A 24,920-nucleotide genomic window follows, 5' to 3' on the forward strand; every position below is an offset into this window, starting at 1 on the left:
CCGCCCCGTAGAGGGTCTGGCTCAGATCTTCGTGCCGCCGAAGGTCAGCGTGTTGATGATGGTCTTGGCCTTGCTGGCGACGTTGTCGGGCAGTTTGGCGTAGTCCAGCGGCTCGTTGTACTGCTGGCCCGACGTGACCATCCACGTCAGGAGCTTCTTGAGCTGCTGGGCCTGGGCCTGGGTGCGGCTGCCGTACTTCTGATCCTGGTAGAAGATCACGTACGTGAAGCTGGCGATCGGGTAGGCGTCGGCATTGGCCGAGTTGGTCAGCGACACGCGGGTGTCGGCGGGAATCACGACGCCCTTGGCAGCCAGCGCGGCGGGGCCGTTGTCGGCCACGATGAACTTGCCGGCGCGGTTCTGCACGCTGCCGTAGGGCAGTTTGTTCTGCTTGGCGTACACCAGTTCCACGTAGCCGATCGCGCCCGGGGTGCTCTTGACCACGCCGGCCACGCCGTCGTTGCCCTTGGCGCCGGTACCGACCGGCCACTGCAGGCTGTTGCCCACGCCGACCTTGCTCTTCCACTCGGTCGAGACCTTGCTCAGGTAGTCGCTGAAGACATAGGTCGTGCCCGAGCCGTCACTGCGGCGGGCGACCGTGATCGGCAGCGGGGGAATGGTCACGCCGGGGTTCAGCGCGGCAATGGCCTTGTCGTTCCACGTCCTGATCTTGCCCAGGTAGATGTCGGCCAGCACCTTGCCCGTGAACTTCAGGGGCGCGGTCACGCCGGGCAGGTTGTAACTGGGCACCACCGCGCCGATGGCCGTGGGGATGTGCAGCAGCTTGGCGGGTGCGCCCTTCATGGCGTCGTCGCTCATGGGGTTGTCGCTGGCGGCGAAGTCCACGGTGCGCTCGGTGATGGCCTTCTGGCCGGCGCCCGAACCGACGGACTGGTAGTTGATGTCCACGCCGCCCACGGACTTGTACTCAGCGAACATCTTCGAGTACAGCGGGTAGGGGAAGGACGCGCCGGCCCCCGTGAGGCTCTGCGCGGCGGCGGACGTTGCGACAAGGGCCAGGCCCAGGGTCAGGAACTTCTTCATGGCGGTAGCTTGCCGGGCGTGTGTCAGTCCTCCGTCAGGGAATGTCAGCCGGATGTCAGCCCGTGTGGCCTTCCCCGCAGCTGTCCAACCGAGCCAGTCCTGATCCCGCTGCAGTTCATGCCCCTGCCCACCGTCATGTCAGCAAAACGTTCTCCCGTGCTCACTGCCCCCTGTGCCCGGTGACCCGGCTCTACAAGTCTGCGCCCTGCCCTGACGGCCGCCCCCGCACGAGCACCACCGCCAGCCCCAGCAGCGCGGCGTTCAGCACAGCGATCACCACGAACAGCGCGGCGGGCTGCGCGTGGTAGATCACGCCGGCCACGCCCGCCGCCGGGATCGAGCCCAGCAGGCCCAGCAGCTGCACGCCCGAATACAGGTCGGCACTGCCCCGCGCCGGCAGCCGGGCGAACAGCACGGCGTTCTGGTACGTCTGGGTCAGGAAGATCGCGGCGGCGAGCACGCCCACCACGGCCAGCAGCGCCCCCACGTTCCCAGCCGGCACCAGCAGCAGCGCACCTGCGCCCAGCAGGCCCAGCACGCGGGTGACCACCAGCGTCCGCTCGGCCGGAACGTGTGTGATCCGGCGCAGCACCAGGCCGTACATCAGTACGGTCACGGCGGCGGTCACGACCGGCAGCAGCGACACGGTGCCCACGCCGAAGCCCAGCGCCTCGCGGAAGTACAGGATCTGGAACACGCTCATCTGGTCAAGGAACAGGCTGAGCACGTAGAACGCCACCACCTGCGGCAGGCCCGGCGCGTGGCGGCCCTCCCACACGTGCGCGAGTGTGCGGGTCACGCTCTGCCACGGGTGCAGGTCACGGTGTTCCAGCATGGCGGCCTGACCAGTGCCGGTCTCCTGGGTGATCGCGTTGCGCCACAGGAACATGACGGTCATGCCCACCCCGCCCAGCGCGTAGTACACCCGCATGGTCGGCTCGACGCCGTAGCGCTGCATGACCAGTCCCACCAGCGGCGCGGCCAGCCCGCACAGCGCCACCGTCAGGTTCAGGATGCCGAACACCCGGGCACGCAGGGACTGCGGCACGTCCTCGATGACCAGCAGGCTCCACGACACCGTCACGATCCGGCCCGTGGCACTGAGCACCCCCGCCACCACGAAGGCCGCGAAACTGTCGGACACCGCCCATACGAACATGGGCACCGACCACGACACCAGATCCCAGACCAGCGTGGTGCGCTTGCGGCCCAGACGGTTCGTGACCGGCGCGGCCAGGATCTGGAACACGAAGGACACCGCCAGTGTGATCGATCCGACCAGCCCGATCTCGGTGCTGCTCAGGCCCACTTCACGCATGTACAGCGGCGCGTAGTACAGCACCACCACACCGAACACCGCCCACAGCGGCTCCGTGATGATGGCGCTGCGCGCGTTGCGGGGAAGGCCGGCCAGCGACGGCCAGGGACGACGGGATGCCGTGGACATGCAGACCTCGCGGTGGAATGGGGGAACCGGTGCAGAACGCAAGAGGCCGCGCCCCGGGCACGGGGCCATACGGGGCGCGGAGCTGGCGGAACGGGAGAGATTCGAACTCTCGGTACGGTTGCCCGTACACACGCTTTCCAGGAATGAGCCCTTCAAAACAGCTTGAAAAAGTCGTCCTAGACAGCCTTTCCGACACAGAGCGAAGGTGTGGGAGCACGCTTACGCTGGGGGCGAGTCTACAAGTTGGGAGACGAAATTGCACGCCTTTGAAGAAACAGGCGAGCGGTGTGTCATGGGTCTTCTTCCTGTCCAGGCGGTGCAGTCGGTGGGGAGCAATCGAGATAGATGGGGCAAGGTTGCGGGGCTGGGTGCATGGTATTCACTTCCTTTGAGTCGAGAACAGAGGGGTTGGAGGCGCGTGGGGACGACCACTTGACCCCCGATGTGTGAGGGTTCGTGATCTGGCAATCGCGCACATGCCGCCTTTTCAGGCCGCGTGGTGCGCTATGAAGGGGGAATCTTGTCCAACTGAAGGGGCGCACATGGATGTCTTCGAGTTCAGGAACAACGTCATCAACGATTACGCCAGCTACGTCCGGTCGTTCATCTCGATCCTGGATCCGAGGGTGGAACGGTATGTCGCGGAGCAATTCTCGGCGGGAGCATTCTGGCCGGAACCGTTGGTGCAGCTGAACCCGAACTTCGAGCCGGGCGGCAGTGTGACGGATCTGGTGGCAGACGGTGTGCTCGATCCCGAGTGCGCACATATCTTCCAGTTCAGACGGGAAGACGGCACCCGCGTGCCTGCCAGGCTGCACGCCCACCAGGCGGAGGCCGCGCGGCTTGGTCGCGCTGGGAAGGACTTCGTCGTCACCACTGGCACCGGCTCCGGGAAATCCCTGACGTACATCGTGCCGATCGTAGATCACGTGCTGCGCCGGGGCAGTGGCCAGGGCATCCAGGCCATCATCGTCTATCCGATGAACGCCCTAGCGAATAGCCAGATGGAAGAGCTGGAAAAGTTCCTCGGTGAGCAACCAGACGAACGCAAAGTCACCTTCGCCCGGTACACCGGTCAGGAAAAGAAGACCCAGAAAGATGCCGTCATCAATGACCCGCCGGACATCCTGATCACCAACTACATGATGCTCGAACTGATCCTGACCCGACGCGACGAGTACAAGCTCGTCGAGCGGGCTCAGGGACTGAAGTTCCTGGTGTTTGATGAGCTTCACACCTACCGGGGACGGCAGGGGGCGGACGTGGCCATGCTGATCCGGCGGGTACGTGACCGCATGGACGCGACGGAGCTGCAATGCATCGGCACCTCCGCGACCATGTCGTCCCTGCCCCGCTATGAAGACCGTCAGGCCGAAGTCGCAGCCGTGGCGTCCAAGCTCTTTGGGGTGGCCATCCCGGTGGAGAACATCATCGGGGAGCGGCTGCGGCGGGTGACGGAGGGCACGTACGACGAGAGCCAGCTGGCTGACAGTGTCCTGCTTCCCGTCCCAGAGGAGTTTGGCGCGTTCATCGCCGACCCACTGGTGTGCTGGATCGAATCCACCCTGGGCCTGCGCTGGAACGGGGAGGCCGGGCGACTGGAACGGCAGGCACCCCGGCGCCTGACCGGTGCAGGGTCGCTGGCCGCAGCCCTCGAAGCCGTGACCGGCGTTCCGGAAGACCGCTGTGCCCAGGCCATCCAGGAACGCCTGATGCGCGGGTATGCCCTCCCCCACCCGGAGACAGGCCGGGCGACCTTTGCGTTCCGCCTGCACCAGTTCGTCAGCAAGGCTTCGACGGTGTATACGACGCTCAGCGACGACCGTTCGGAGCGCCTGACGCTGCAAGGGCAGCTCTTCGCGCCCGGCACCGACCGGAGCATGCGGCTGTATCCGCTGGAATTCTGCCGGTCGTGTGGGCATGACTACTACGCGGTGCGGCGTCAATCCGACGCCGCCACCGGCCGCACAGTCTTCACGGCGCGTTCCCCGTTCGCCCGGAACGAGGTCTCGGAAGACGGCCAGGACGGCTACCTGTATTTCCCGGCCACCCCGGAGAGTCGGCCGTGGCCGGAAGACTACGACGACATGCTCGACCGCGTGCCGACCACCTGGCTGGACGTTCAGGGGGACACAGTCAAGCTGAAGTCAGACCGGAAGAAGCAGTTACCGGAGACCTTGCGGGTCAGTCCCGACGGCGAGGGCGGCCCATCAGGCGCGCGGGTGCAGTTCGTGGAGGAATCGTTCCCGTACTGTCTGCACTGCGGCGTCAGTTACTCGGCGGGCACGGGGCATCTCACCAAGCTCGCCACCCTCAGCGCCGAGGGCCGCTCGACCGCCACGACGCTGCTGAGCATGTCGGCCGTGCAGCACCTGCGGCACAGTGGGCTGCCGCAGACGGCGCAGAAGATTCTGACTTTCAGCGACAACCGCCAGGATGCGTCGTTGCAGTCGGGACATTTCAACGATTTTGTCTTCGTCGCCAGCCTGCGTTCTGGCCTGTACCGGGCCCTGGTGGCGGCCGGCCCGGAGGGCATCGAGCAGGAAGACCTGACGCGCCGGGTCTACACAGCCCTGAACCTGACCCTGGCTGACTTCGCGGCTGATCCCTCTGTCCGGTTCCGGGAACGCGACCGCACCATCAAGGCGCTGCAGGACGTGCTCGGGTACCACCTGTGGGCAGATCAACAGGCGGGCTGGAAGCTCACCATGCCGAACCTGGAACAGAGCGGCCGGCTGCGCTTCGCATATCCGTATCTGGACGAGGTCTGTGCGATCGAGGCGGACTGGCAGAGCGCCCACCCGGCCCTGCGGCAGGCCACACCTGACCAGCGCCAGTTTGTGGCTGAGGTGTTGTTCGGCTGGCTGCGCCGGAACCTGGCCATCAAGACGCCGTATCTGACCAAGGACTTCCAGTCCGGCCTCGAAGCGAACATGGGCCTGATCGACGTCGAGAGCATGTGGGCCATTACCGGGGACGAACTGCGGACGCTCGACACGGCGAAGGTCGTGAAGCTGGGGAGCCGGCCGCCCCAGGGCCGACCGGACTATGACGTCGCGTACCTCGGGCCGATGAGCAGTTTCGGCCGCCTGTTGTGTCGCCCCGGTACGTTCCCGCTGTGGCCGGACAAGCTGAAGAGCGTCGACGCAGGCGTGATGATCGAGGATCTGTTCCGGATCCTGGGGGAATTCATCGAGGAAGTCGACAAGGGCTTCTACCAGTTGAAGGGCACGGCGATGACGTGGCTGGCCGGGGACGGCGAGCAGGGCTACGACGACGTGCTGCGCGTCCTGCGGACGGACGAGCCGCCGAAACCCAACGCCTTCTTCGCGGAGCTGTATCAACAGCCCAGCGACCGCTTCACCCACCTGAAGTCGGCCGAACACACGGCGCAGATCAAGGCGGACGAGCGGCAGGATCGTGAAGACAAGTTCCGGAGCGGGGAACTGCCGACGCTGTTCTGCTCCCCGACCATGGAGCTGGGCGTCGACATCAGCGACCTGAACGTGGTCGGCATGCGCAACGTCCCGCCGACGCCGGCGAACTACGCCCAGCGTTCGGGCCGAGCCGGGCGCAGCGGGCAGCCGGCCCTGGTCACCACCTACGCCACCCTCGGAAACTCACACGACCAGTATTTCTTCCGCAACCCCGAGAAGATGGTGAACGGTGTCGTCACCACGCCCCGGCTGGAACTCGGCAACGAGGCGCTGATCCGCTCGCATCTGCACGCCATCTGGCTGGCCGAGACCCGCGCCAAGCTCGACCGCTCGCTGGTCGGGGTGCTGGACATGGCCGACCCGACCCTGCCCGTGCTGACCACACTGGCCGAGAACTTCGCCAGTGTGGACGCGTTCGAGCGGGCCCTGAACCGCAGCCAGGCCGTGCTGGGCGGATTGGCCGCCCAACTGGTGAACGCGCCGTGGTACTCCGAGGAATGGGTCATCCATACCCTGCGCGGCGCGCCGCAGGCCTTCAACCGCGCCTGCAACCGCTGGCGTGACCTGTACCGGGCGGCCAAGTCTCAGCTCGACTACAACAACGGCATCCTGGGTGACCCATCCAAGGGGCACCTACGGGTGACGGCCAAACAGCAGCACAACGAGGCGGAAAAACAGATCCGGCTGTTGACCGAGACAGGCGACGTCGAGCAGTCGGACTTCTCCACCTACCGCTACCTGGCCAGCGAGGGCTTCCTGCCCGGCTACAATTTCGCGCGCCTCCCCCTGAGCGCGTATATTCCGGGCCGTTCGGTGGGTCGCAGCCAGAGCGAGCACTACCTGTCCCGGCCGCGCTTCCTGGCGGTCAGCGAGTTCGGGCCGCGCGCGATCATCTATCACAACGGCTCGAAGTACGAGGCTCACAAGGTCATCCTGGAAGCCCGCGGCGAGACCAGCGAGCTGCCGGTGGTGTCCGCGCAGCGCTGCTCCGCGTGTGGGTACATCCACCCTGGGGGCGCCACCGAAGCCCGTGACCGCTGCGAGCACTGCGGCGCGCCGCTGGAACCGCAGCTGAAGCACCTCTTCCGGATGCAGAGCGTGGCCACCAGACGCCGGGAACGCATCAGCAGCGACGAGGAAGAGAGATCACGCATCGGCTTCGAGATCCGCACGGGCGTGCGGTTCGCCACGCAGGGCGGCCAGCTGCGCCGCCAGCGCAACGCCGTCCTCGGCGCCGAGGGAACTGAGCTGCTGAGCCTTACCTACGGTGACAGCGCGACCCTGTGGCGCATCAACCTGGGGCACCGCAACCGCAAGAACAAGCAGGACATCGGGTACCACATCAATGTGCACACGGCCGAGTGGGTGAGCCAGAAGGACTACGAGGCTGCCCTGAAAGCCGAGAAACCGCTGCCCACCGAGAAGATCGTGCCCTTCGTTGAGGACACGCGCAACGTCCTGGTTGTCCAGCCGACCACGGTGGCTGACGAGCGCGCCATCACCACCCTGATGTCGGCATTGAAGAACGCCATCCAGCTCGTCTACCAACTCGAAGACAGCGAGTTGATCGCCGAGCTGCTGCCCGACGGCCACTCACCGAACTCGATCCTGTTCTTCGAGGCCTCTGAGGGCGGGGCGGGCGTCCTGCAGCACCTGTCCACCCATGCCGGCGCGTGGCAGCGCGTCGCGCAGGAAGCGCTGTCCCTGATGCACTTCGATCCCGCCAGCGGCGAGGATCTGGGCAGCCTGCGGCCGGAACCGTGCGTAGCCGCCTGCTACGACTGCCTGATGGGTTACGGGAACCAGATGCACCACGAACTGCTCGACCGGCATCTGGTGCGCGACCTGATGCTGGGCCTGCTCACCCCTGTCCTAGACGGTGCGGAGACCGGCGACACGGCGGCGCATCTGGCCGCGCTGCTGAGGAAGTGCGACTCCTCTCTGGAACGGGAATTCCTGACCTTCCTGGCCGAGCGGGGCTTGCGGCTCCCTAATGATGCGCAGCGCCTGATCGACGATCATTACGCGCGGCCGGACTTTGCCTATGACGGATTGGACGTGCCGGTGGTGGTCTTCATCGATGGCCCCGTCCACACCGAGAAGAGCGTGGCCGAGCGCGACCTGAAGATCCGTAAGGCGCTGTACAACGCCGGCTACGAGGTTTTGACCTTCACCCACGACACCGGCCGCTGGCCGGATATTGTCCAGAATCACGACTACGTCTTTGGAGCGGCAACATGAAGTACGACATCGGCACCATGGTCAGGGCGCGCGGACGCGAATGGGTCGTCCAGCCCGAGTCCAGCGAAGAGTTCCTGATGCTCAAACCCCTCGGGGGCAGCGAGACGGAAAGCACCGGCATCTACGTCGGCACGGGCGGTGAGAAGATCGAGAGCGCGGCGTTTGATCTGCCGAAAAGCACCTCGTTCTCCGCAGCGTCGAGCGCACGCCTGCTGCGGGACGCGGCCAAGCTGGCGATCCGTAGTGGGGCCGGGCCGTTCCGTTCGCTGGCGCGTCTTGGGGTGGAACCCAAGCCGTACCAGTTGGTGCCGTTATTGATGGCCCTGCGCCTCGATCCGGTGCGGCTGCTCATCGCCGACGACGTGGGCGTCGGCAAGACCATCGAGGCGGCCCTGATCGCCCGTGAACTCATTGACCGTGGTGAGGTGCAGCGCGTGGCCGTGCTTTGCCCGCCACATCTGGCTGAGCAGTGGCAGGCCGAACTGCGCACCAAGTTCGGGCTCGACGCGACCCTGGTGCTGCCCACCACGGTCAAGCGCCTGGAACGCCAGTGCCGCACCGGCCAGAGCATCTTCGACAAGTTTCCGAACGTGATCGTCTCGCTCGACTTCGTGAAGAGCGACCGCTGGCGTGACGAGTTCCTAAAAAAGGCTCCGGAACTGGTGATCGTGGATGAGGCGCACACCTGCGCCGAGGGCACCGAGGGACGCAGCAAGCGCCACCAGCGCTACCGGCTGCTCGAAGGACTGGCCGCCAGGAACGACCGCCACCTGATTCTGGTCACGGCCACGCCACACAGCGGCAAGGAGGACGCCTTCCGCTCGCTGCTGAAACTGCTCAATCCAGAGTTCGCCAAGTTGCCACCGGACATGTCCGGAGCCGACAACGACCAGATCCGGACGCAACTGGCCCGGCACCTCGTCCAGCGCAAGCGGGCCGACGTGCGAGCCTACATGGACGCCAATACCCCATTCCCGGAACGCAGCGACGCGGAGACCACGTACGCCCTGCACACCGAGTACGCGCACCTGTTCGACGACGTGCTCAACTACGCCCGCGAAAGTGTGCGGGACACCGGTGAGGCCATGAACCGTCAGCGTATCCGCTGGTGGGCCGCCCTGGGGCTGCTGCGCGCCATGGCGTCCAGCCCTGCTGCCGCGGCCGAGACGCTGTTTAACCGCGCCAGCATGGCGGACGAACAGGACGCCGCCCTGATCGAGAGCACCGGGCACAGCCTGGTCTACGACCCGGCCGAGGACGAGACCGACGCCCTGGACACCACGCCCGGCGCTCAGACCGAGTCTGAGGCCAGCGAGAATACCCGCCGGCTGCTGGCCTTTGCGGCACGCGCCGAGGCGCTACATGGCCCCAAGGACGCCAAGCTGACCAAACTCAGGGGCATCGTGCAGGACATGCTGGGCACCGGGCACCAGCCCATCGTGTTCTGCCGCTTCATTGCGACTGCCGAGTATGTCGCCGAGGCGCTGCGCGGCCAGCTGAAAGGGGTGGAGGTGCGCGCCGTCACTGGCCGCCTGACACCTGACGAGCGCGAAGGGGTGATCGCCGAACTCTCGGCCCACACCCCGCGCGTACTGGTGGCCACGGACTGTCTCTCCGAGGGCATCAACCTGCAGCGCGACTTCAGCGCCGTCATCCACTACGACCTGCCGTGGAACCCCACGCGGCTGGAACAGCGTGAAGGCCGCGTCGACCGCTACGGTCAGGCCAGTCCTACCGTGCGGGTCGTGACGCTGTCCGGCTCGGACAACCGCATCGACCGGATCATCCTGCAGGTGCTCGTCCGCAAACACCGCACCATCCGAGGGACGCTGGGCATGACCGTGCCGGCCCCGGATGAGGTGGACAGCATCCTCGACCTGGTGTTCCAGAAGGTGCTGCTTCAGGAACGCAAGGACGCGATCATGTCTCCCCTGTTCGAACTGCCCGAGCAGGCCGACCTGGATCTGCGCTGGCAGCAGGCCGCCGACCGGGAAGTCCGTTCCCGCAGCCGGTTCGCGCAGAACAGCATCCGTATCGACGACGTGGCCCAGGAACTGAAGGCCACCCGCGCGGCCCTGGGGGACACGCTGGCCGTGCAGCAGTTCACGCTGGATACCCTGAAGCTGGCCGGCGTGACCGTGACCGAGAAGCAGGGGCGCTTCCAGGTGGAGCGCCCCGCCCTGCCGGAACTGCGCGATGTGTTCGGACAGGGGATGCGCGTGCGCTTCGATGACGTGCAGGAACGTGGCTCGGTGAACCTGAGCCGCAACGCTGCCCTGACCGAACAGCTGGCTTCTTTCGTGCTCGGGCAGGCGCTGGACGACCAGGACGACAGCCTCGCCAAGCGCGCCGGGGTGATCCGAACGGCCGGCGTGACCACGCAGACGACGCTGCTGCTGCTCCGTCACCGCTTCCACCTGAATGGCCGCAAGGGGAACCGCACGTGGCAGACCCTGGCCGAGGAACTCGATCCTGTGGCTTTCCAGGGCAGCCCGGATCATCCTGTGTGGCTGGGCGAGGACGCCGTTCGCGCCCTGTTCGACTTGCAGCCGGACAGCAACCTGCCGCCGCAGGTGAAGCAGCAGCGACTGGACGCGGTCTTGCAGGACTTCGACACCCTGCGCCCCTTCCTCGCCACAAGGGCCCTGACGCGCTCGGAGAGCCTGCTTGAAGCCCATACCCGTGTTCGTGGTGCGCTGCGCGGCCTGGGGGCCACCTACGCGCTGGAAACGCCTGCCGAGCCGGACGTGATCGGCCTGTACATCTTCGTGCCGCAGCCGGCCGGGGTGCGGTCATGACCACGGGCCTCACACGCAACGTCAGGGTCGAGGGCCTGGGCATCACTAGCGACTTCCTGCTGACCCTGGCCGACCGGGCGAAGGCCCGCCCACTGCTTGATCCCGAGAGCTACGGCCTCGCCCCGAAGGAACCCGTCGAGGAGGCCATCAGCCGGTCATGGGATCGCTTGCGTAAGGCGTACAACCGCTGGACGGAGGCGAAGGTCAAGCCGGGCGCAGACGCGGGGCGGTACTGGATCGGCCCCCTCCTACAGGAACTTGAACACACCGACCTGCAGACGCGGCCAGACATCGTCATCGACGGCAAGACGTACCCGCTGAGCTTCCTCGGTACGGTGCCGATCCAGGTGAGTCCCGGCGAGGAGCTTGACCGGATCGGACAGCGGGGCCAGCTGCGCGCCAGCCCGCACGGCCTGGTGCAGGAATTCCTGAACCGTACCCCGGCATACCTGTGGGGTATCGTCACCAACGGCGAGAAGCTGCGACTGCTGCGCGACAACGTGCAGGTCACGCGGCCGGCGTACGTGCAGTTCGATCTGGAAGAGATCTTCGACCAGGGCGACAGCGCCGCGTTCCGCCTGCTGTGGCTGCTGGCCCACCGCAGCCGCTTCGAGGGGGCGCAAGAAGCCGTCATCGAGCAGTGGAACAAACAGGCCGACGAGCAGGGCACCCGCGCCAATGACGCGCTGAGAGACGGCGTGGCTCAGGCCATCGAGGTGCTGGGGGCTGGATTCGTCAAACGGAACAAGGCCCTGCGCGATCAGCTCAGCGGAGGTCAGCTGAGCGCCATCGATCTGTACCGCTTGGCGCTGAAGGTCGTGTACCAGCTCGTTTTCACCTTCGTAATCGAAGATCGCGACCTGCTGCACGGACCGGATGCCGACGACACGGCCAGGGAGCGCTACACGCACTACTCCACCAGACGCCTACGAGCAGTCGCCGCCGAGATGGAGGGCAGCGCCCAGCACGGCGACGCGTGGGAGGGCCTGAAGGTGCTGTTGTGCGGCATGTACGCAGGGCTCCCCTTCGTCGGCGTTCCAGCCTTCGGGGGCCATCTGTTCGAGGCACACGCACTGCTGAGCCAGGACGTTACCCTCGCCAACAGCGACCTGTACCGGGCGATCCGCGCCCTGTCTCTGATCCAGCAGGGCGGCGCGACCAAGACGGTGAACTACGCAGGCCTGGACGCCGAGGAGTTGGGCAGCATCTACGAGAGCCTGCTCGAACTCCACCCGGAAATCGACACGCGCACCGGCACCTTCCGGCTGACCACCGCCGCCGGCAACGAGCGCAAGACCACCGGCAGCTACTACACGCCCAGTGGCCTGATCGAGCTGCTGCTGGAAAGCGCCCTCGACCCGGTGATCGAGCAGGCGCTGGCCAAACCTGACCCAGTGGCTGCACTGAAAGCCCTGAAGGTGATCGACCCCGCGTGCGGCAGCGGGCACTTCATTCTGGCAGCTGCGCGGCGGATCGGGCTGGCCCTGGCTCGGGTCACGCAAGACGTCACTCACCCGTCGCCAGCGCAGCTCCGGGACGCGACCCGGACGGTCATCGCCCACTGCATCTACGGCGTGGACATCAACCCGATGGCCATCGAGCTGGCGCGGGTGGCCCTATGGCTAGAAAGCGCCGTACCGGGTAAGCCGCTGGCGTTCCTCGATCACCGGCTGCGGGTCGGCAACAGCCTGCTGGGCACCACGCCCGACATGATGCGCGTCACGGAGGTGCTGAAGGACACCCGCAAGACCCGTACCCAAGACAAGACCACCGAGGTGCGCGTGCTAGGCCTACCCGACGAAGCCTTCACCGCCATCGAGGGCGACGACAAGCCCACCGTGACCGAGCTGAAGAAGCGCAACAAGGCCGAGCGCCAGCAGCAGGCCTTGCTCGCCACCGGCCAGCAACTTCTCTTCAACCCGGTGGACGACCTGGCCCCGCTGACGCGGATGGTCAGAGCGCTGGACAGCATCGAGCCTGACGACTTCCAGAGCGCCCAGGCGCAGGAAGCGGCCTTCTACGCCATCCAGCAGAACGACCATCTCCGGCACCGCAAACTGCTTGCAGACGCATGGTGTGCCGCGTTCGTGGCCCCGAAAACCCCGAATACCCCGGCCATCACCACGCTGATCCTGAATGCCCTGGACAGCCACCCGGACACCGAAGGCCTGAAGGCCGTGCGCGACCTGGTCACCGACTCCGCCCGGCAGTACAGCTTCCTGCACCCGCACATTGCCTTCCCGGACGTATTCGACCAGGGCGGATTCGACTGCGTGTTGGGCAATCCACCGTGGGAGCGAATCAAGTTGCAGGAAAAGGAATGGTTCGCCCAGCGCGTGCCCGAGATCGCTGCGGCGGCCAACGCTGCAGCCCGGACACGCAAGATTGCCGCGCTGAAGACCGAGCAGCCAGTCATCCACGCGGCCTTCCTGAACGCCCTGCGACAGGCTGAGGGCGAGAGCCACTTCATCCGTACCAGCATGCGTTACCCACTGACCGGGCGCGGCGACGTGAACACCTACGCGATCTTCAGCGAGTTGGGACGGCGGGTGCTTCACTCTGACGGACACATGGGCATCATCGTCCCAAGCGGAATCGCCACTGACGACACTTATAAGTCATTTTTTCAGCAAATTACAGATTCAGGCCAACTCAAAGAAATTCATTTCTTCAATAATAAGGCGTATTTCAAACAAGTAGGTTTAAATCAAAAGTTATTTGTAACACTTGCACTATCTGGGAGAGGCGAACCAACTATTCCACTGGTCATGTCGTGTGATGTTTCCACAGCTGAAGAGGCAAGGAGCGCAGAGCGTCGGTTTTCGCTGACGCCGGAGGATTTGGTTCTACTAAATCCCAACACACGTACCGCACCCATCTTCCGCAGTGCCCGCGACGCTGAAATCACTAAGGGCATTTACCGGCGGGTGCCCGTGCTGATCAACGAGGCGTCGGGCGAGAATCCTTGGGGCGTCAAGTTTATGGCAATGTTCCACATGTCCAACGACTCTGGTCTGTTTCGTACCGCCACAGAACTCACTCAGGACGGCTGGGCCCTCCTCGGCAACCGCTTCGAGCGTGGTGGCGAGCAGATGCTCCCGCTGTACGAGGCGAAGCTGATGCACCAGTTCGACCACCGCTACGCCACCTATACCCCGGACGGCGAGACGCGCGACCTGACGAGCGGCGAGAAGGCATCATCCGACTGTGTGCCACTGCCGAGGTACTGGGTCAAGGGAGGCGAGGTCGAGGATCGACTAAGGAGTCGGCGCTCAATCTCTGCCGACCCTTGGCTAATTGGTTTTCGCAATATTACCAACGTCACGAATGAGCGCACCATAATTATGACCCCTCTGCCTAACTCTGCGGTGGGTCACAGCATGCCTCTCATCTTCCCGGATAATCCCTTAAGTGCGGTATTCACAAGTATTTTCGCATGTTTTGCATTAGATTACGTTGCAAGACAGAAAGTTGCCGGCACCAACATGACTTTTGGGTACGTCCAACAATTTCCCGTCCTACCACCGAGCACATTTACCCCCCAGCTCCTAGCCTTCATCACGCCGCGCATATTGGAACTCACCTACACGGCAAACGACCTAGCTAGCTTCGCTACAGCCCTCGGATACACCGGCCAGCCTTTCGTCTGGGACGACGAACGTCGCTTCTGGCTCCGTGCTGAGTTAGACGCCCTGTTCTTCCACCTCTATGAGATCGGCCGCGACGATGTGGACTACATCATGGAGACCTTCCCGATCGTCAAACGCAAGGACGAGGCGAAGTACGGCTCCTATCGTACGAAAGAGGCCATCCTCAGCGTCTATGACGAGATAGTCCGCGTCGGGGTGGCCGCCTATCAGTGCCGGCTGCCGATCCCTCCGGCAGATCCCCGCGTGGCACACGGGTACACAGACGACGTTTCTCCCACGGTAATCCTCATCGCCGACGCCGAGGCGCTACCAGCCTTCCGCGACGCCATCCCACAAGCCATCATGACCGAGGGGCACGACTGGCTGCGCGACCCAATCCAGCAGGAACGGGTGCTCCGCGTGGCCGGCTTTCACCCCGTCCGGACAGTGGAGGACGCCCTGCAACGCATCCGCGACCTCGACCCCAGACGATGATCACGACCCTCCACGACCTGCAGCCCGCATTTCATACGTGGCTGGACGAGTGGCACGCAGCCCAAGGCTTCGAGTCCGACTACCGAGTGCTGGCGGACACGCTGGGCCTGACGGTCAAGGCGGCGACGAGGTCGATGTACGATGCGGCAACCCAAACGATCTACATCGAGCGCAATCTACATCCACTCAGGGAGCGTCACGAAGGCCTGCACGAAGTCACGCACCACCTGTTTCAGACGGCGCAGGCCGGCGCGTTCCACCGGGCCGCCCAGCAGCTCGGGAAGGCCCTGAAGTCGCGCCAGGACGCGGAGGAAGGCATTGTTCAAGAGGCCAGCTGGCGTCTGTTGATGCCACCCCACCGCGTGAACGAGGTCTGCCGCGTCACGACGACCGATGTGGAGGCGATGGTGCAGCTCGCCCGCATGTGCCGTGCCTCCTTCGAGTTCGCGGCATGGCGCGTGGCGGGCACCCTCACCCGCCCGGTGCGCGGCGTGGTGTTGGATTCCCGTGGCTGGGTATTGGCCAGCTTCGGCAATAACGTGGGCACCGCGAAGTACACGCCGGGTCGGGGCTTCTTCGTAGACGCCATGCACCCGCTGCAGCAGATCACCGAGACCAATCAGGTCGTCGAGTTCAAGGCAGCGATTCCATTTAAGCGCGGCCGCGTGGGCTGGCGCGTGTCGATGGAGGCTTGGAAGGACTCGAAGCGCTTTCAGACGCTGGCGGTGTTCGACACGCGGATCAGCAAGAACCACGGCATGGAGCCGCTATTGGAGGTAGATACATGACTCAACCCCACTTACGAGGGAATAGGCGGGTGCCAAATGTTGACTTCACTCTGTACGATAGACTCCACCCGTATGGAAGAGAGCTGATTTTGGCGTGGTTTCGAAAAGCTGTTGATGGTATTGCAAGTGGGCAAGGCGACTCATTTGAGTCATTCATGTACACGTGGCTTTCACTAAATGCATGGGCCGCTTGTGTGACTGACGAGGATAGCGATTCACTCTGGCAGGCAGCAATCGGTAGAAATGAAGAATTGAGCAGAAATTTCATACTGCTTATGAACAACGATGAAGATTTTAGACAAAGCGTCACTCAGTTTTATGGCCACTGGCCGATATTCCAAGTAAAGAGCATAAGAGAACGCTACCCACGATACTTTCGATTCGACCAACAATCCACAAGGGAAGAGATGCGGGGGGTTCTTCTTAGGGCGAGAGTGCGCCATGACCCGTGGCCTTGGAATCCAACAGCAGCCGTTGAATGGGGAAGTGTCGTTTCTGTACTTTCCAGAGTACGCAACAATCTATTCCATGGCCAAAAGTCTCCTTATGATGCGTCCGATCAGGAAATAGTCAGGGCATCGCTCAATGTGCTTGTGCTCTACATAGCTAAGACCAATTTATACGGCATCTACAATATTAAAGAGATACTTACAAAGCTGGAAGGGGGAGAATAGGTGGATGTGGAGTCCCTGGGATAAGGCCATTGGGCAGTTACAAAATTACGACGGCGACTGCTGGCTGGTTAGCCCCTACATCACCGTGGCACCGACTGCACTGGAAGGAATCGCCGGACTGGCCACTTTCACTTCGGTGAAAGTGCTGACCACCGCCGATCCGCAGGACTTTGCGCGGAGCAGCAGCAATCTCGGCGTGCTACAGGACATGGCAGGGCGAGGCGCAGACGTCCGGGCCCGCAACCGCCTGCACGCCAAGCTGTACCTCCGCCGTCAGGGCAATGCGGCCGTCGGCTGGCTCGGCTCAGCAAACCTCACCGACCGGGCGCGGCACACCAACCAAGAGGTAATGTCTGGCCCACAGGTTCTGGACAAGGCGTTTCTGCAGAAGCTCGACCGGCTGTGGGACGATGCCAAGCGGCTAACCCCAGAGATACTCAAACAGCTCGAACGGCAGGTCGTGGAAGAACAGGCCAACATCCAGGCCCAGAAAGCCATGCTGGCCGATGTCGTCGTCCTCAGCATCGAAGACCGCAAGGCCGGCAAGCAGTTCGACATCAAGCACTCTCTCCTCAAACTCGGCATCGACAAGGAAATGGCCCGCAACATCCGTACCCCTGCCGTGTCGTTCATTGATGCCGAGTACCGGGATCAGCTACAGGACTGGCGGCAAGAGCAGATCGACCGCCTGACCCGTGGAAAGCCGCCGCTGATGGTTCGGCTCCCCGGCGGCAACACGCTGTATGCCTGTGTACGGCGAAATCTTCCTGACGTCCAGAATTCCCTGTACACGCTGGATCAGCAGGGCGCGGCCCGCCTGAACCAACTCCACGCTGGTTCGAGAAACGACCTGAAGAAGAAGTTCATCTCGCATCTCGACGTATGGCGCAAGGCATGCGGTGCCCAGATTGATAAGAAGATCGTCGCCGAGGTGTTCGTGAAGGCGTACGAAGAGTTCGACAAGTACATTGCGACGGATGCCTTCGGTGTGGATTTCACGCTGCTGGTGCCGGTGATGACGGATGACCGGAACCACCCTGGTACAAGGTGCTCAAAACGGTGAGCAGCGCGCCCCGGCCGATGCTCTTTCCAGCCTGACGAGATCGCCGAGGATAAAGAACGAAAAACAGCCAGCTGAATGCCTCGCTGCCACACCATGCCAAGGGAATGGGCGTCACCGGGTTTATTGGGAACAGCATAAGTCGAAGCGGATGGAGGGCCTGAGCGATCCCAGGACTGCACTTCACGGTACCAGACGACAAACCAGAGCCGGTTCGTGCAATAGAATCCGAACTGTGCCAAAGCCCAAGAAAACCAAGGCGGCTCAGAAAGCTGCCAAGAAACGCAAGGCGGAAAAGGCAAAGGCTAGAATGATAACCCGTTCCGTGAACGTTCCCGCCGCCCTCGACGCCCCTGAGACACGCTGGGTTGTACCTTTAATCGCTACAGATAATGAAACACAAAAACGCCATGCTGTGGGAACCGCTTTTTTTATTGCCCCTGATATACTGCTGACTGCATGGCACAATATACCTTCACTTATCTCCAACATTGTGGATAATCCTGATATCGAGAGAGATTCCTTCAAATGGCCCGAATCCGAAGTGCTAGACTTTATGACTATCTCAGTTTTGCAAATTATCGAGGGCGGCTATGGCTTACGACGCGAAGTTAGACAGGTACATCGATCACGCTTCAGTAATGATATAGCTATATTGCGTGTGTGGCGTGATGAAACCGTACCATCGAACACTCCAATTGAATTTGCCTCATTGGATGCCGACCCGCCCTTAATCGGTGAGCGAATCAGGGCGTTTGGTTACGCTGCTTCAATTGCCCATGACGGATTGACTGCTGATGGTCTGCTTCTGCTTGGCCATGACCCAAGGCTGGCCTCTGGCAACGTTAAAGAAATCAACGAGCAGGGCTTTGGCTCAGTGCGCCCCTTTCCATACTTTGACGTGGAGGCCGATTTTATGCCTGGAATGAGCGGCGGCCCTGTAAATAATCTTCAAGGCCGTGTCTGTGGGGTTGTGTCGAGGGGCATGGGCGGCGTTCCACCAAGAAGTTATGCTGCCTGTATCTGGCCTATTTTGGGAGAGCAGATTCAATGGGAAGATTTTAATGGTGGTGAACCCTTTAGAATCATGGATTTAGTGCGGCAGAACGCACCCGGTCAAGATCACCCATACATAAGAATGGCAAGCTTTCAAAACTACCAAGTGGGCATGAATGAAGCGACTCAGCTTCCTATGGAAGTACGTAGGAGGTTAGATTAATGACGCACTGATCAGCGCAGCCGCTCCCAGGCATTCTCGGCCGCCGCGTACGTCCCTTTGCCGACGTCAATGCGCATGTTCGGAGCCATTTCTACTGGGGTCATGATGAACACGCGCGTGGGCTGCCCGTGCACGGACTTGCACACGAAGGCCATGAAGTCTGCGTCCTTGGCGTAGTTTTTGCGCTGCGTAGGGTTGGTGAATCTCCCCTTGCGGGTCGCCGACGTCGAGAACTTGAATACGCCAGGATCCTCGGTGTCGCGACCGGTCTTGACCTCAACCCGGTGGCCATTGATGCGGACGTCAAAGGGGGAAAGCCATTCGGCCGGGCGATCGGCCGTGAAGCCCATGGACTGCGCAAGCTGCGTTACCAGCTGCTCGCCTTCTCGTCCGAGCACGACGTTGGGGGCGTTGACCGGCAGGTTCTGGGCGCGGCGAAAATTGGCGACAGTGCGAGCGCTGACGCAGAGTTTTCCAGCGATCTGCACGTCGTTGCACCCCTGTGAATGGTAGTGGCGGATGCGAGCGTCTCGGGTGGCTGTGGGCATGGGGCTCCAATAGAAACAGGCCGCGCGGGGCGGCCTGCTGGTCGAGTGATGAATGTTCAGGGCTGATGCTGCCTGGGTTTACGGTTGACGGGCAGACCCTCTTCGCGGCGGAGATTGGCGACCGTCCGGGTGCAGACGCCGAGCAGCGCGGCGATGGTGTGGTCATCGTCGCCGATGCCGTGCAAGAGCACGACCAGGGTCTTCCGAAATTCGCGCAGGGACGCCCGGTGGCCATGGCCACCGGGCAGGGGAATGGGAGGGGTCATGGTGGACTCCGTGATGGGTTTCGCGGCGGCGGAGGTCACAAGGCCGAAACGCCCTAGTCTGGGCCGCCCCGCACGCGCGTATGTGGAAAGAACGTAGAGAAATGGTGGCACGCCGCAGAACAGACGGCACCGTTCACCGGATGTGACGTGCAGCTATCGGTACACTTGCTCGAACATTGCGCGCGCATCAACACCTGGCCGGATCCAGACTTTGGTGCTCAGGCTGTGACCGGCCGCCACCTTGCGCCGCTCCACTGACCCAGTCCCGAATCCGGCAGCCCTCAACAGGTCATCCAACGGACTTGCCGGCTTTGCGAATGCCTGGACGTCCCGGAACCGCCGCAGAGTGCCATGCCGCAGCCAATGGTCAAGTTCCGAACCCAATGGAGGTGGAGTCCGGTGAAGCGCTTCTGCCAGGGCCGCACGGTGGCGCCGCAAACTCTCCTCTGCCTTGTCAGGATCACCGCGACGATGCTTCAGCAGACCGAGCACCGCGTACACGCTGCTAAACACCCCACCCAGGGTGGACTCCATCTCCTCGGCCAGGCACAGGACAGCGTCCCGCCAACGCGGATGACGGCTACGCCACGTGAACGACAGCTTCGGCACATACGGTGTCACCTTACACCCGCGCTCGATCAAGGACGGGCGTGGCCAGTAGCCCAGGATGATACGGGGCCTGCATTCACACTGCTCCGGATAGATCGCCTGGCGGCTACGGTGCATCAACTGAAGGTGCTCCGAGTCTTCCAGCCAATCCTGCGTTCGCTGCCGGGCCTCGGCATCATCCGGATACAGGGCCGCCATCGTGCCAAGGGAATGTCGGAGTGGAAGCCTTGGTTGTTTCAGCATGAAGAGGGTCGTGCCTTCGAAGGTGTTCAGGCCCCGACCGGCGTAATGGTGCAGGTACAGCGGCATCGTCGTGATCCCGTGATAGACCGCGGCTTCCGACAGTGCACGCATCCATGGGCCCTCCGGGTCGCGCTGCGCCTTGGACGTGATGATCGTGATCTGGCGGTCTCTCTGGTGCTGCAGCACCTCCTCGGCGATGTGGAGGCACTTCGCGAACTGCGTGGGTTTCACCATGTTCAGGTCATCGAGATGCAGCTCCGGGGCCACCTGTACCTCCAACGGCCGGCCATCCTCCGACGGTTCGATAGGGTGAATCAGGTGGCCCGGAAACACAGCTCCATAGAGCGTTTCGTCCGCATACGCGTCAAGGATCAATGTCGGGGGGAGGCCGTGCAGTGGGAGCAGCACGTGGCCGTAGAAGCGCGGTGCCTGGATCCCTCCGGAACGCAGGATGTTCCAGGACAGGCCAAACCGGTAATGGTTGCGTTCCGGGTGCGCCACATCGTTGCGGAACGCGCCGAACCAGTCATCGGTCAGGTATGGGCTCAGCGTGCGCAGCTGCTCCTCGAAGGCGGCCCAGTCTGAGTCCCGCCAGTGCGAACCGATCGCCTGCAGGAAGGCTGAGCCAGTGAAGTAGTGTTGCTCGGCGAGCCGGCGCACGTCGGTCGGTGCCTGAACCGTGGCGGGCGGCGGGGTGCCAAGTACCTGAGCGAGCCGCGCACAGATTGCACTGTGCCGGCCGAAGGTCTCCAAGTTCGGCAGACGGATCTGCTGATCCTGCACCAGGCCAGACAGCGGAAACTCGTCGATGACGAGCAGGTCAGCTTTCAGAGCCCGGAGAAGACCATGGCGGTCGTAGATATGCGCCAGGTGCGCGAAGGAGATGACCTTCACCTCGGGCTTGTCACTCCATTCAAGCTGCCGCACGTATTCAGGCATGCCCAGGGTGTGCTTTTTGCCCTTCACCAACGTGCAAGCCACGCCAGCCTGTTCGAATTGTTCAACCGCTTCCCTCGCCAGCGCATGCTCGCCAATCGTGGAATGGACAGCCCACAGCACCCGCTTCCGGCGGCCGGATTTCAGCTCCTTGATTACCGCCTGGCGGGTGTGCACACTCTTTTTGTGCCCAGGTGGACGGCGCAGGATGTGGATGCCGGGCTTGATCGGCAGAACTGGCAAGATCGCCGCAGCGTCAGGGTTTACCCGCCCCTGCGCCAGTGGACAGTTCCTGTTCCCTGGATACAGTACTGGTGCATCGGAGATCGAGGTCATATCTGAAACTGTCCACAGATGACCACACCTTGCCAGGACAGAGGGATGGTTGTCGCTTAGTGATGTCTGACACGGTGAATTCTGTGGTGCCAGCTGGCACCGTTCGGGGCTGGGCGGCGGAGCAGGTTCGGGATACGAGAGACGCGGTGCAGTCATTTGCGCATTCCCGATTGCGCGAAGCGCCCCGAGGACAGCGCGACGCAACGCGGAGTGCTGGACGAGGCAGGTGAACGACGACGGACGGGTTTCATAGCGAACCTCCAAGAGTTCAGGGGAATTGCCTGAGCGGCAATCCCCCTGTCGCCCTGACGGGCGTGACGAAGATGAACGGTGTGAACGGGTGGCGAGCGAGGACGTGCCGAAGGGCACTGGCCCTCTCCCCCACTGCTGGGCCGCGGCAGCGGCCGGTCTGCCGGCTTCAACATCCACAGGCCTAACCTTGATGGCGTCCGGTCACCCGGCCGATCCCCAGAACGGCCCTCCCCGAGCACAGGTGACTTCACCCCTCCTAAGTGACAGCACGCCCTGAACTGAGCCGGACGTCCCGTGGTGGCCGGCCCCTCCACCCTGCTGGCTGCGGCAGCAGCCGACGTGCCGACCAGGACACCAGGCCCTGAACGTCACGCCGCATCAGAGTCGCCAAGATCAGCCGGACGGGGTGATCCCACCCTTCCCGCGCGGCAGCGCGGAGCGTCCCGGCCAGACCCCATGCCACCTCAGCACCAGCCCGGAGTTCACCTTCACTTCCAGGCTACAACCCCGGTTGTGGGGCTTGGTCGCCTCCGATGAGAGGCCGGCTGAAGACGGTCAGCGCAGCGCCCGGGTGGATCTGTCGAGCGTGGGTGCGGGCCCGACGTTCCCCACCGGGGGGCTTGTGGAGGCTCGCCGCACCAACCGAGGGGCGGGGGGCAGATTGTTATCGAAGGACTGGCCTGCAGGGCGTAGGAGGTCGCTCAGCAGGAAAGAGAGATTGACCGGGATACGCCATCCATCTCGCCCCGCTACGCGTCCCCATAGCGTCTGGCCTCGTCGTCAAGCAGTTCCTGCCCGAGCTGGATGAGCCGCGCAAAGTTCGCGGTCTGGAAGACGACCTTGTGAACCACGGTCGCTGTGGGATTCTTCTCATCGCCCTCGGCGAAGCACAGATTGAGCACGACCTCCCCGCGTTTCGCGTCCAGAAGGGTGAAATTGGCGTACGTCGGCGGAATGTGGCTGGGCATGCGGATCTTCATGATGGTCTCCGTGTGGTGAGGCTGAGGACGTACTGGGGGTTGAAGGGGGCGTCGGCCAGGAACAACAGGTTCGGCAGGCGCAGGTGGGCCAGCCGGAACGGCTGCTGCAGGCGGGATTCGATCAGGGCCTGGTCGACCTCGGATTCCTTCAGGGCGAGCAGCCGCAGGTGGGCGTACTGCAGCCGTCCGAAGCCGATGCCGGGCCGATGCGCGGCCGTTCCAGCCTCCCGGAGGGCGTGGGAGGCGGAGCGGAGGGTCAGGGGCATCGTGGTCGCGTCATGGAACAGGTACAGGGCCTTCTGGCGCCGGCGCAGGAACCACAGGCGCAGGGCAATACACGCCGGGTCGCTGAGACGCAGCACGACGTCCGGCCCACCATCCCGGCCGGGGAGGGTCAGGGAGCGGGTGGCGAGACTGACCTGCTCCTTCTTCAGGCCGATCAGCGTCTGGGCCTTCAGGCCCGTGTGGTAGACGAGATACGCCAGGGTGCGGATCCCTGGGTCGTCGATCGCCCGGAGCAGCCGCGCGATGTCGCCTTCGGTGAGCAGGTGTGGCCCATACACACTCCGCGGCAACGGGGGTACCAGCGCGGTCGAGGCCGGGATGTGCTGGTGGGCCCGCAGCCACGTCAGGATCTGCACCAGGCCCCGGGCGAGCCGGTAGGAGTCGTGACGCCCCCAGCGGCGGCCCTGGGTGAGCATGGCCCCGACGGCGGCCCCGTCGGCCCGGTAGGAGCCGGGGAGGCGGCGGAAGGCCGTCCACGCGTCCCGGAACAGCCGCTCGCCTTTCGGGCTGAGGCCGGACTGCTGGCGCTCGGCCAGAAACGCCTCGAAGTGCGTGTCGATCCGGGCCATGCTTATTCTCCCCGACTGCGCAGAGGTGAGGAGCGGCGGTGGGCCGCCTTGACGTCATCGTCGAGCAGCTGAGCGTACCGGTTGCTCATCTCCAACGAGGAGTGACCGAAGATGCGCTGCAGCGTGAAGACGTCCCCGCCGTTGCGCAGGTACTGCACGGCAAACCCACGGCGGAACGCGTGGGCGCTGAGGCGCTGCAAGGCGGCAAACTGGCACAGGCGGTCGAGCACCTTGTCCAGAGCCCCACGGGTCATCTGGTGGTCACCCACCAGAAACACGTAGGGGCTTCCAGGGTCAGCGTCCCGTTCCTGCGAGATGTAGGCGCGGACTGCTTTGAGGGTCGGGCGCTCCATGGGGACGGAGCGCGATTTCCCGCCCTTTCCCTTGCGGATCAGCAGGAAACCTTCGGGACGAACGTCGTCGAGTTGCAGGTTCAGGGCTTCAGAGGCGCGGACGCCCGTGTCGTACAGCACGGTGAGCAGCGCCACGTCCCGTAGCGGTGTCCGGGATTTGAGCCGGGCCGCGCCGAGCAGCTTCTGGAAGTCACTGAACCGAACTGCTGGCATCGGTTCCCGCGGCAAGCGGGGCATCGGCAGCCGGCGGGTCAGGTCGGTCGGCAGCAGTTCCTCACTGTGGGCCCATTTCAGCAGGGTCTTGACGGGGCGCAACCGCGCATGGGCACCGCCGGGCGACAGGGTGGCCGAGCAGTGCACGGCGTATTCGCGGAGGGACAGGGGCGTGATCTGGGTCAGGCGCTCGATGTTCCGCGTGGCCATCCAGGTGGTCAAGGCCGTGAACGCGGCACGGTATGCGCGGGTGGTCTGGGGGCTGTGGCCTCTGGCCTCGCCGTCGAGCAGGAATTCTTCGATGATCTGCGGGAGTGAATCGAGCATACGGATCCTCCGGCAGCCTCTTTTTCGTCACGCTTCAACCTGGAATGTCTACACGCTCTGTCCAAAACACGGGGACACGTTTTGGTCGCCGCACACTCGGACTGAGCCTCGATTCGGGTGAAACGAAACGAAAAAAGGCCGCAACCAGCGGTCGCAGCCCCCTCTCTTCTT

General features: G+C 63.6%; 15 protein-coding genes and 1 tRNA gene. 7 read left to right on the plus strand and 9 right to left on the minus strand.

Annotated features, from left to right (window positions below):
• Positions 1-21: 21 nt before the first annotated feature.
• The 3 genes from pstS to U2P90_RS16510 form a co-directional block, all read right to left on the minus strand.
• Positions 22-1,044 (minus strand): phosphate ABC transporter substrate-binding protein PstS, encoded by a 1,023-nt coding sequence (pstS, locus tag U2P90_RS16500; RefSeq protein ID WP_295822348.1) that lies wholly within the window; start codon positions 1,042-1,044, stop codon positions 22-24.
• A 190-nt stretch (positions 1,045-1,234) separates the two neighbouring features.
• Positions 1,235-2,491, minus strand: coding sequence for an MFS transporter (locus tag U2P90_RS16505; RefSeq protein WP_322472981.1), 1,257 nt, complete (start codon positions 2,489-2,491; stop codon positions 1,235-1,237).
• Positions 2,492-2,578: 87 nt separating this feature from the next.
• A tRNA-Ser gene (locus U2P90_RS16510) sits at positions 2,579-2,668 on the minus strand.
• 365 nt (positions 2,669-3,033) lie between these two features.
• Here U2P90_RS16510 and U2P90_RS16515 point away from each other — a divergent pair.
• The 7 genes from U2P90_RS16515 (at position 3,034) to U2P90_RS16545 (ending at position 18,832) form a co-directional block, all read left to right on the plus strand.
• Entirely contained in the window at positions 3,034-8,169 is a 5,136-nt protein-coding gene (locus U2P90_RS16515; RefSeq protein ID WP_322472982.1) for a DEAD/DEAH box helicase, read from the plus strand.
• Positions 8,166-10,967 (plus strand): helicase-related protein, encoded by a 2,802-nt coding sequence (locus U2P90_RS16520; RefSeq protein ID WP_322472983.1) that lies wholly within the window; start codon positions 8,166-8,168, stop codon positions 10,965-10,967. Before U2P90_RS16515 ends, U2P90_RS16520 begins: the two co-directional genes overlap by 4 nt.
• Positions 10,964-15,091 carry an Eco57I restriction-modification methylase domain-containing protein gene (locus U2P90_RS16525; protein ID WP_322472984.1) on the plus strand — a complete coding sequence of 1,376 codons (4,128 nt, stop codon included), beginning with the start codon at positions 10,964-10,966 and terminating at the stop codon, positions 15,089-15,091. The genes U2P90_RS16520 and U2P90_RS16525 overlap by 4 nt, the downstream gene beginning before the upstream one ends.
• The gene (locus U2P90_RS16530; protein WP_322472985.1) at positions 15,088-15,879 is read left to right on the plus strand and encodes an ImmA/IrrE family metallo-endopeptidase; all 792 of its coding nucleotides are present in this window, start codon (positions 15,088-15,090) and stop codon (positions 15,877-15,879) included. The genes U2P90_RS16525 and U2P90_RS16530 overlap by 4 nt, the downstream gene beginning before the upstream one ends.
• On the plus strand, positions 15,876-16,553 hold the full coding sequence (locus U2P90_RS16535; protein WP_322472986.1) for a hypothetical protein: 678 nt from the start codon (positions 15,876-15,878) through the stop codon (positions 16,551-16,553). The genes U2P90_RS16530 and U2P90_RS16535 overlap by 4 nt, the downstream gene beginning before the upstream one ends.
• A 4-nt stretch (positions 16,554-16,557) precedes the next feature.
• Entirely contained in the window at positions 16,558-17,616 is a 1,059-nt protein-coding gene (locus U2P90_RS16540) for a phospholipase D family protein (protein WP_322472987.1), read from the plus strand.
• A 232-nt stretch (positions 17,617-17,848) separates the two neighbouring features.
• The gene (locus U2P90_RS16545) at positions 17,849-18,832 is read left to right on the plus strand and encodes a S1 family peptidase (protein WP_322472988.1); all 984 of its coding nucleotides are present in this window, start codon (positions 17,849-17,851) and stop codon (positions 18,830-18,832) included.
• Positions 18,833-18,843: 11 nt separating this feature from the next.
• Here the strand turns inward: U2P90_RS16545 and U2P90_RS16550 are convergent, their stop codons facing one another.
• The 6 genes from U2P90_RS16550 to U2P90_RS16575 all read right to left on the minus strand — a co-directional run bounded on the left by U2P90_RS16550 (position 18,844) and on the right by U2P90_RS16575 (position 24,749).
• On the minus strand, positions 18,844-19,380 hold the full coding sequence (locus U2P90_RS16550) for a hypothetical protein (RefSeq protein ID WP_322472989.1): 537 nt from the start codon (positions 19,378-19,380) through the stop codon (positions 18,844-18,846).
• A 56-nt stretch (positions 19,381-19,436) separates the two neighbouring features.
• Positions 19,437-19,646, minus strand: coding sequence for a hypothetical protein (locus tag U2P90_RS16555; protein WP_322472990.1), 210 nt, complete (start codon positions 19,644-19,646; stop codon positions 19,437-19,439).
• Between the two features lie 153 nt (positions 19,647-19,799).
• Positions 19,800-21,770: a hypothetical protein gene (locus tag U2P90_RS16560; protein ID WP_322472991.1), complete on the minus strand. Its 1,971-nt coding sequence runs from the start codon at positions 21,768-21,770 to the stop codon at positions 19,800-19,802.
• Positions 21,771-22,771: 1,001 nt separating this feature from the next.
• Entirely contained in the window at positions 22,772-23,002 is a 231-nt protein-coding gene (locus U2P90_RS16565; protein WP_322472992.1) for a hypothetical protein, read from the minus strand.
• Entirely contained in the window at positions 22,999-23,856 is an 858-nt protein-coding gene (locus U2P90_RS16570) for a hypothetical protein (RefSeq protein WP_322472993.1), read from the minus strand. The genes U2P90_RS16565 and U2P90_RS16570 overlap by 4 nt, the downstream gene beginning before the upstream one ends.
• A gap of 2 nt (positions 23,857-23,858) precedes the next feature.
• Complete coding sequence (locus U2P90_RS16575) at positions 23,859-24,749, minus strand: tyrosine-type recombinase/integrase (RefSeq protein ID WP_322472994.1); 891 nt, start codon at positions 24,747-24,749, stop codon at positions 23,859-23,861.
• Positions 24,750-24,920 lie beyond the last annotated feature (171 nt).

Origin of the sequence: Deinococcus sp. AB2017081 (assembly GCF_034440735.1) — a bacterium.
Taxonomy (GTDB): domain Bacteria; phylum Deinococcota; class Deinococci; order Deinococcales; family Deinococcaceae; genus Deinococcus; species Deinococcus rufus.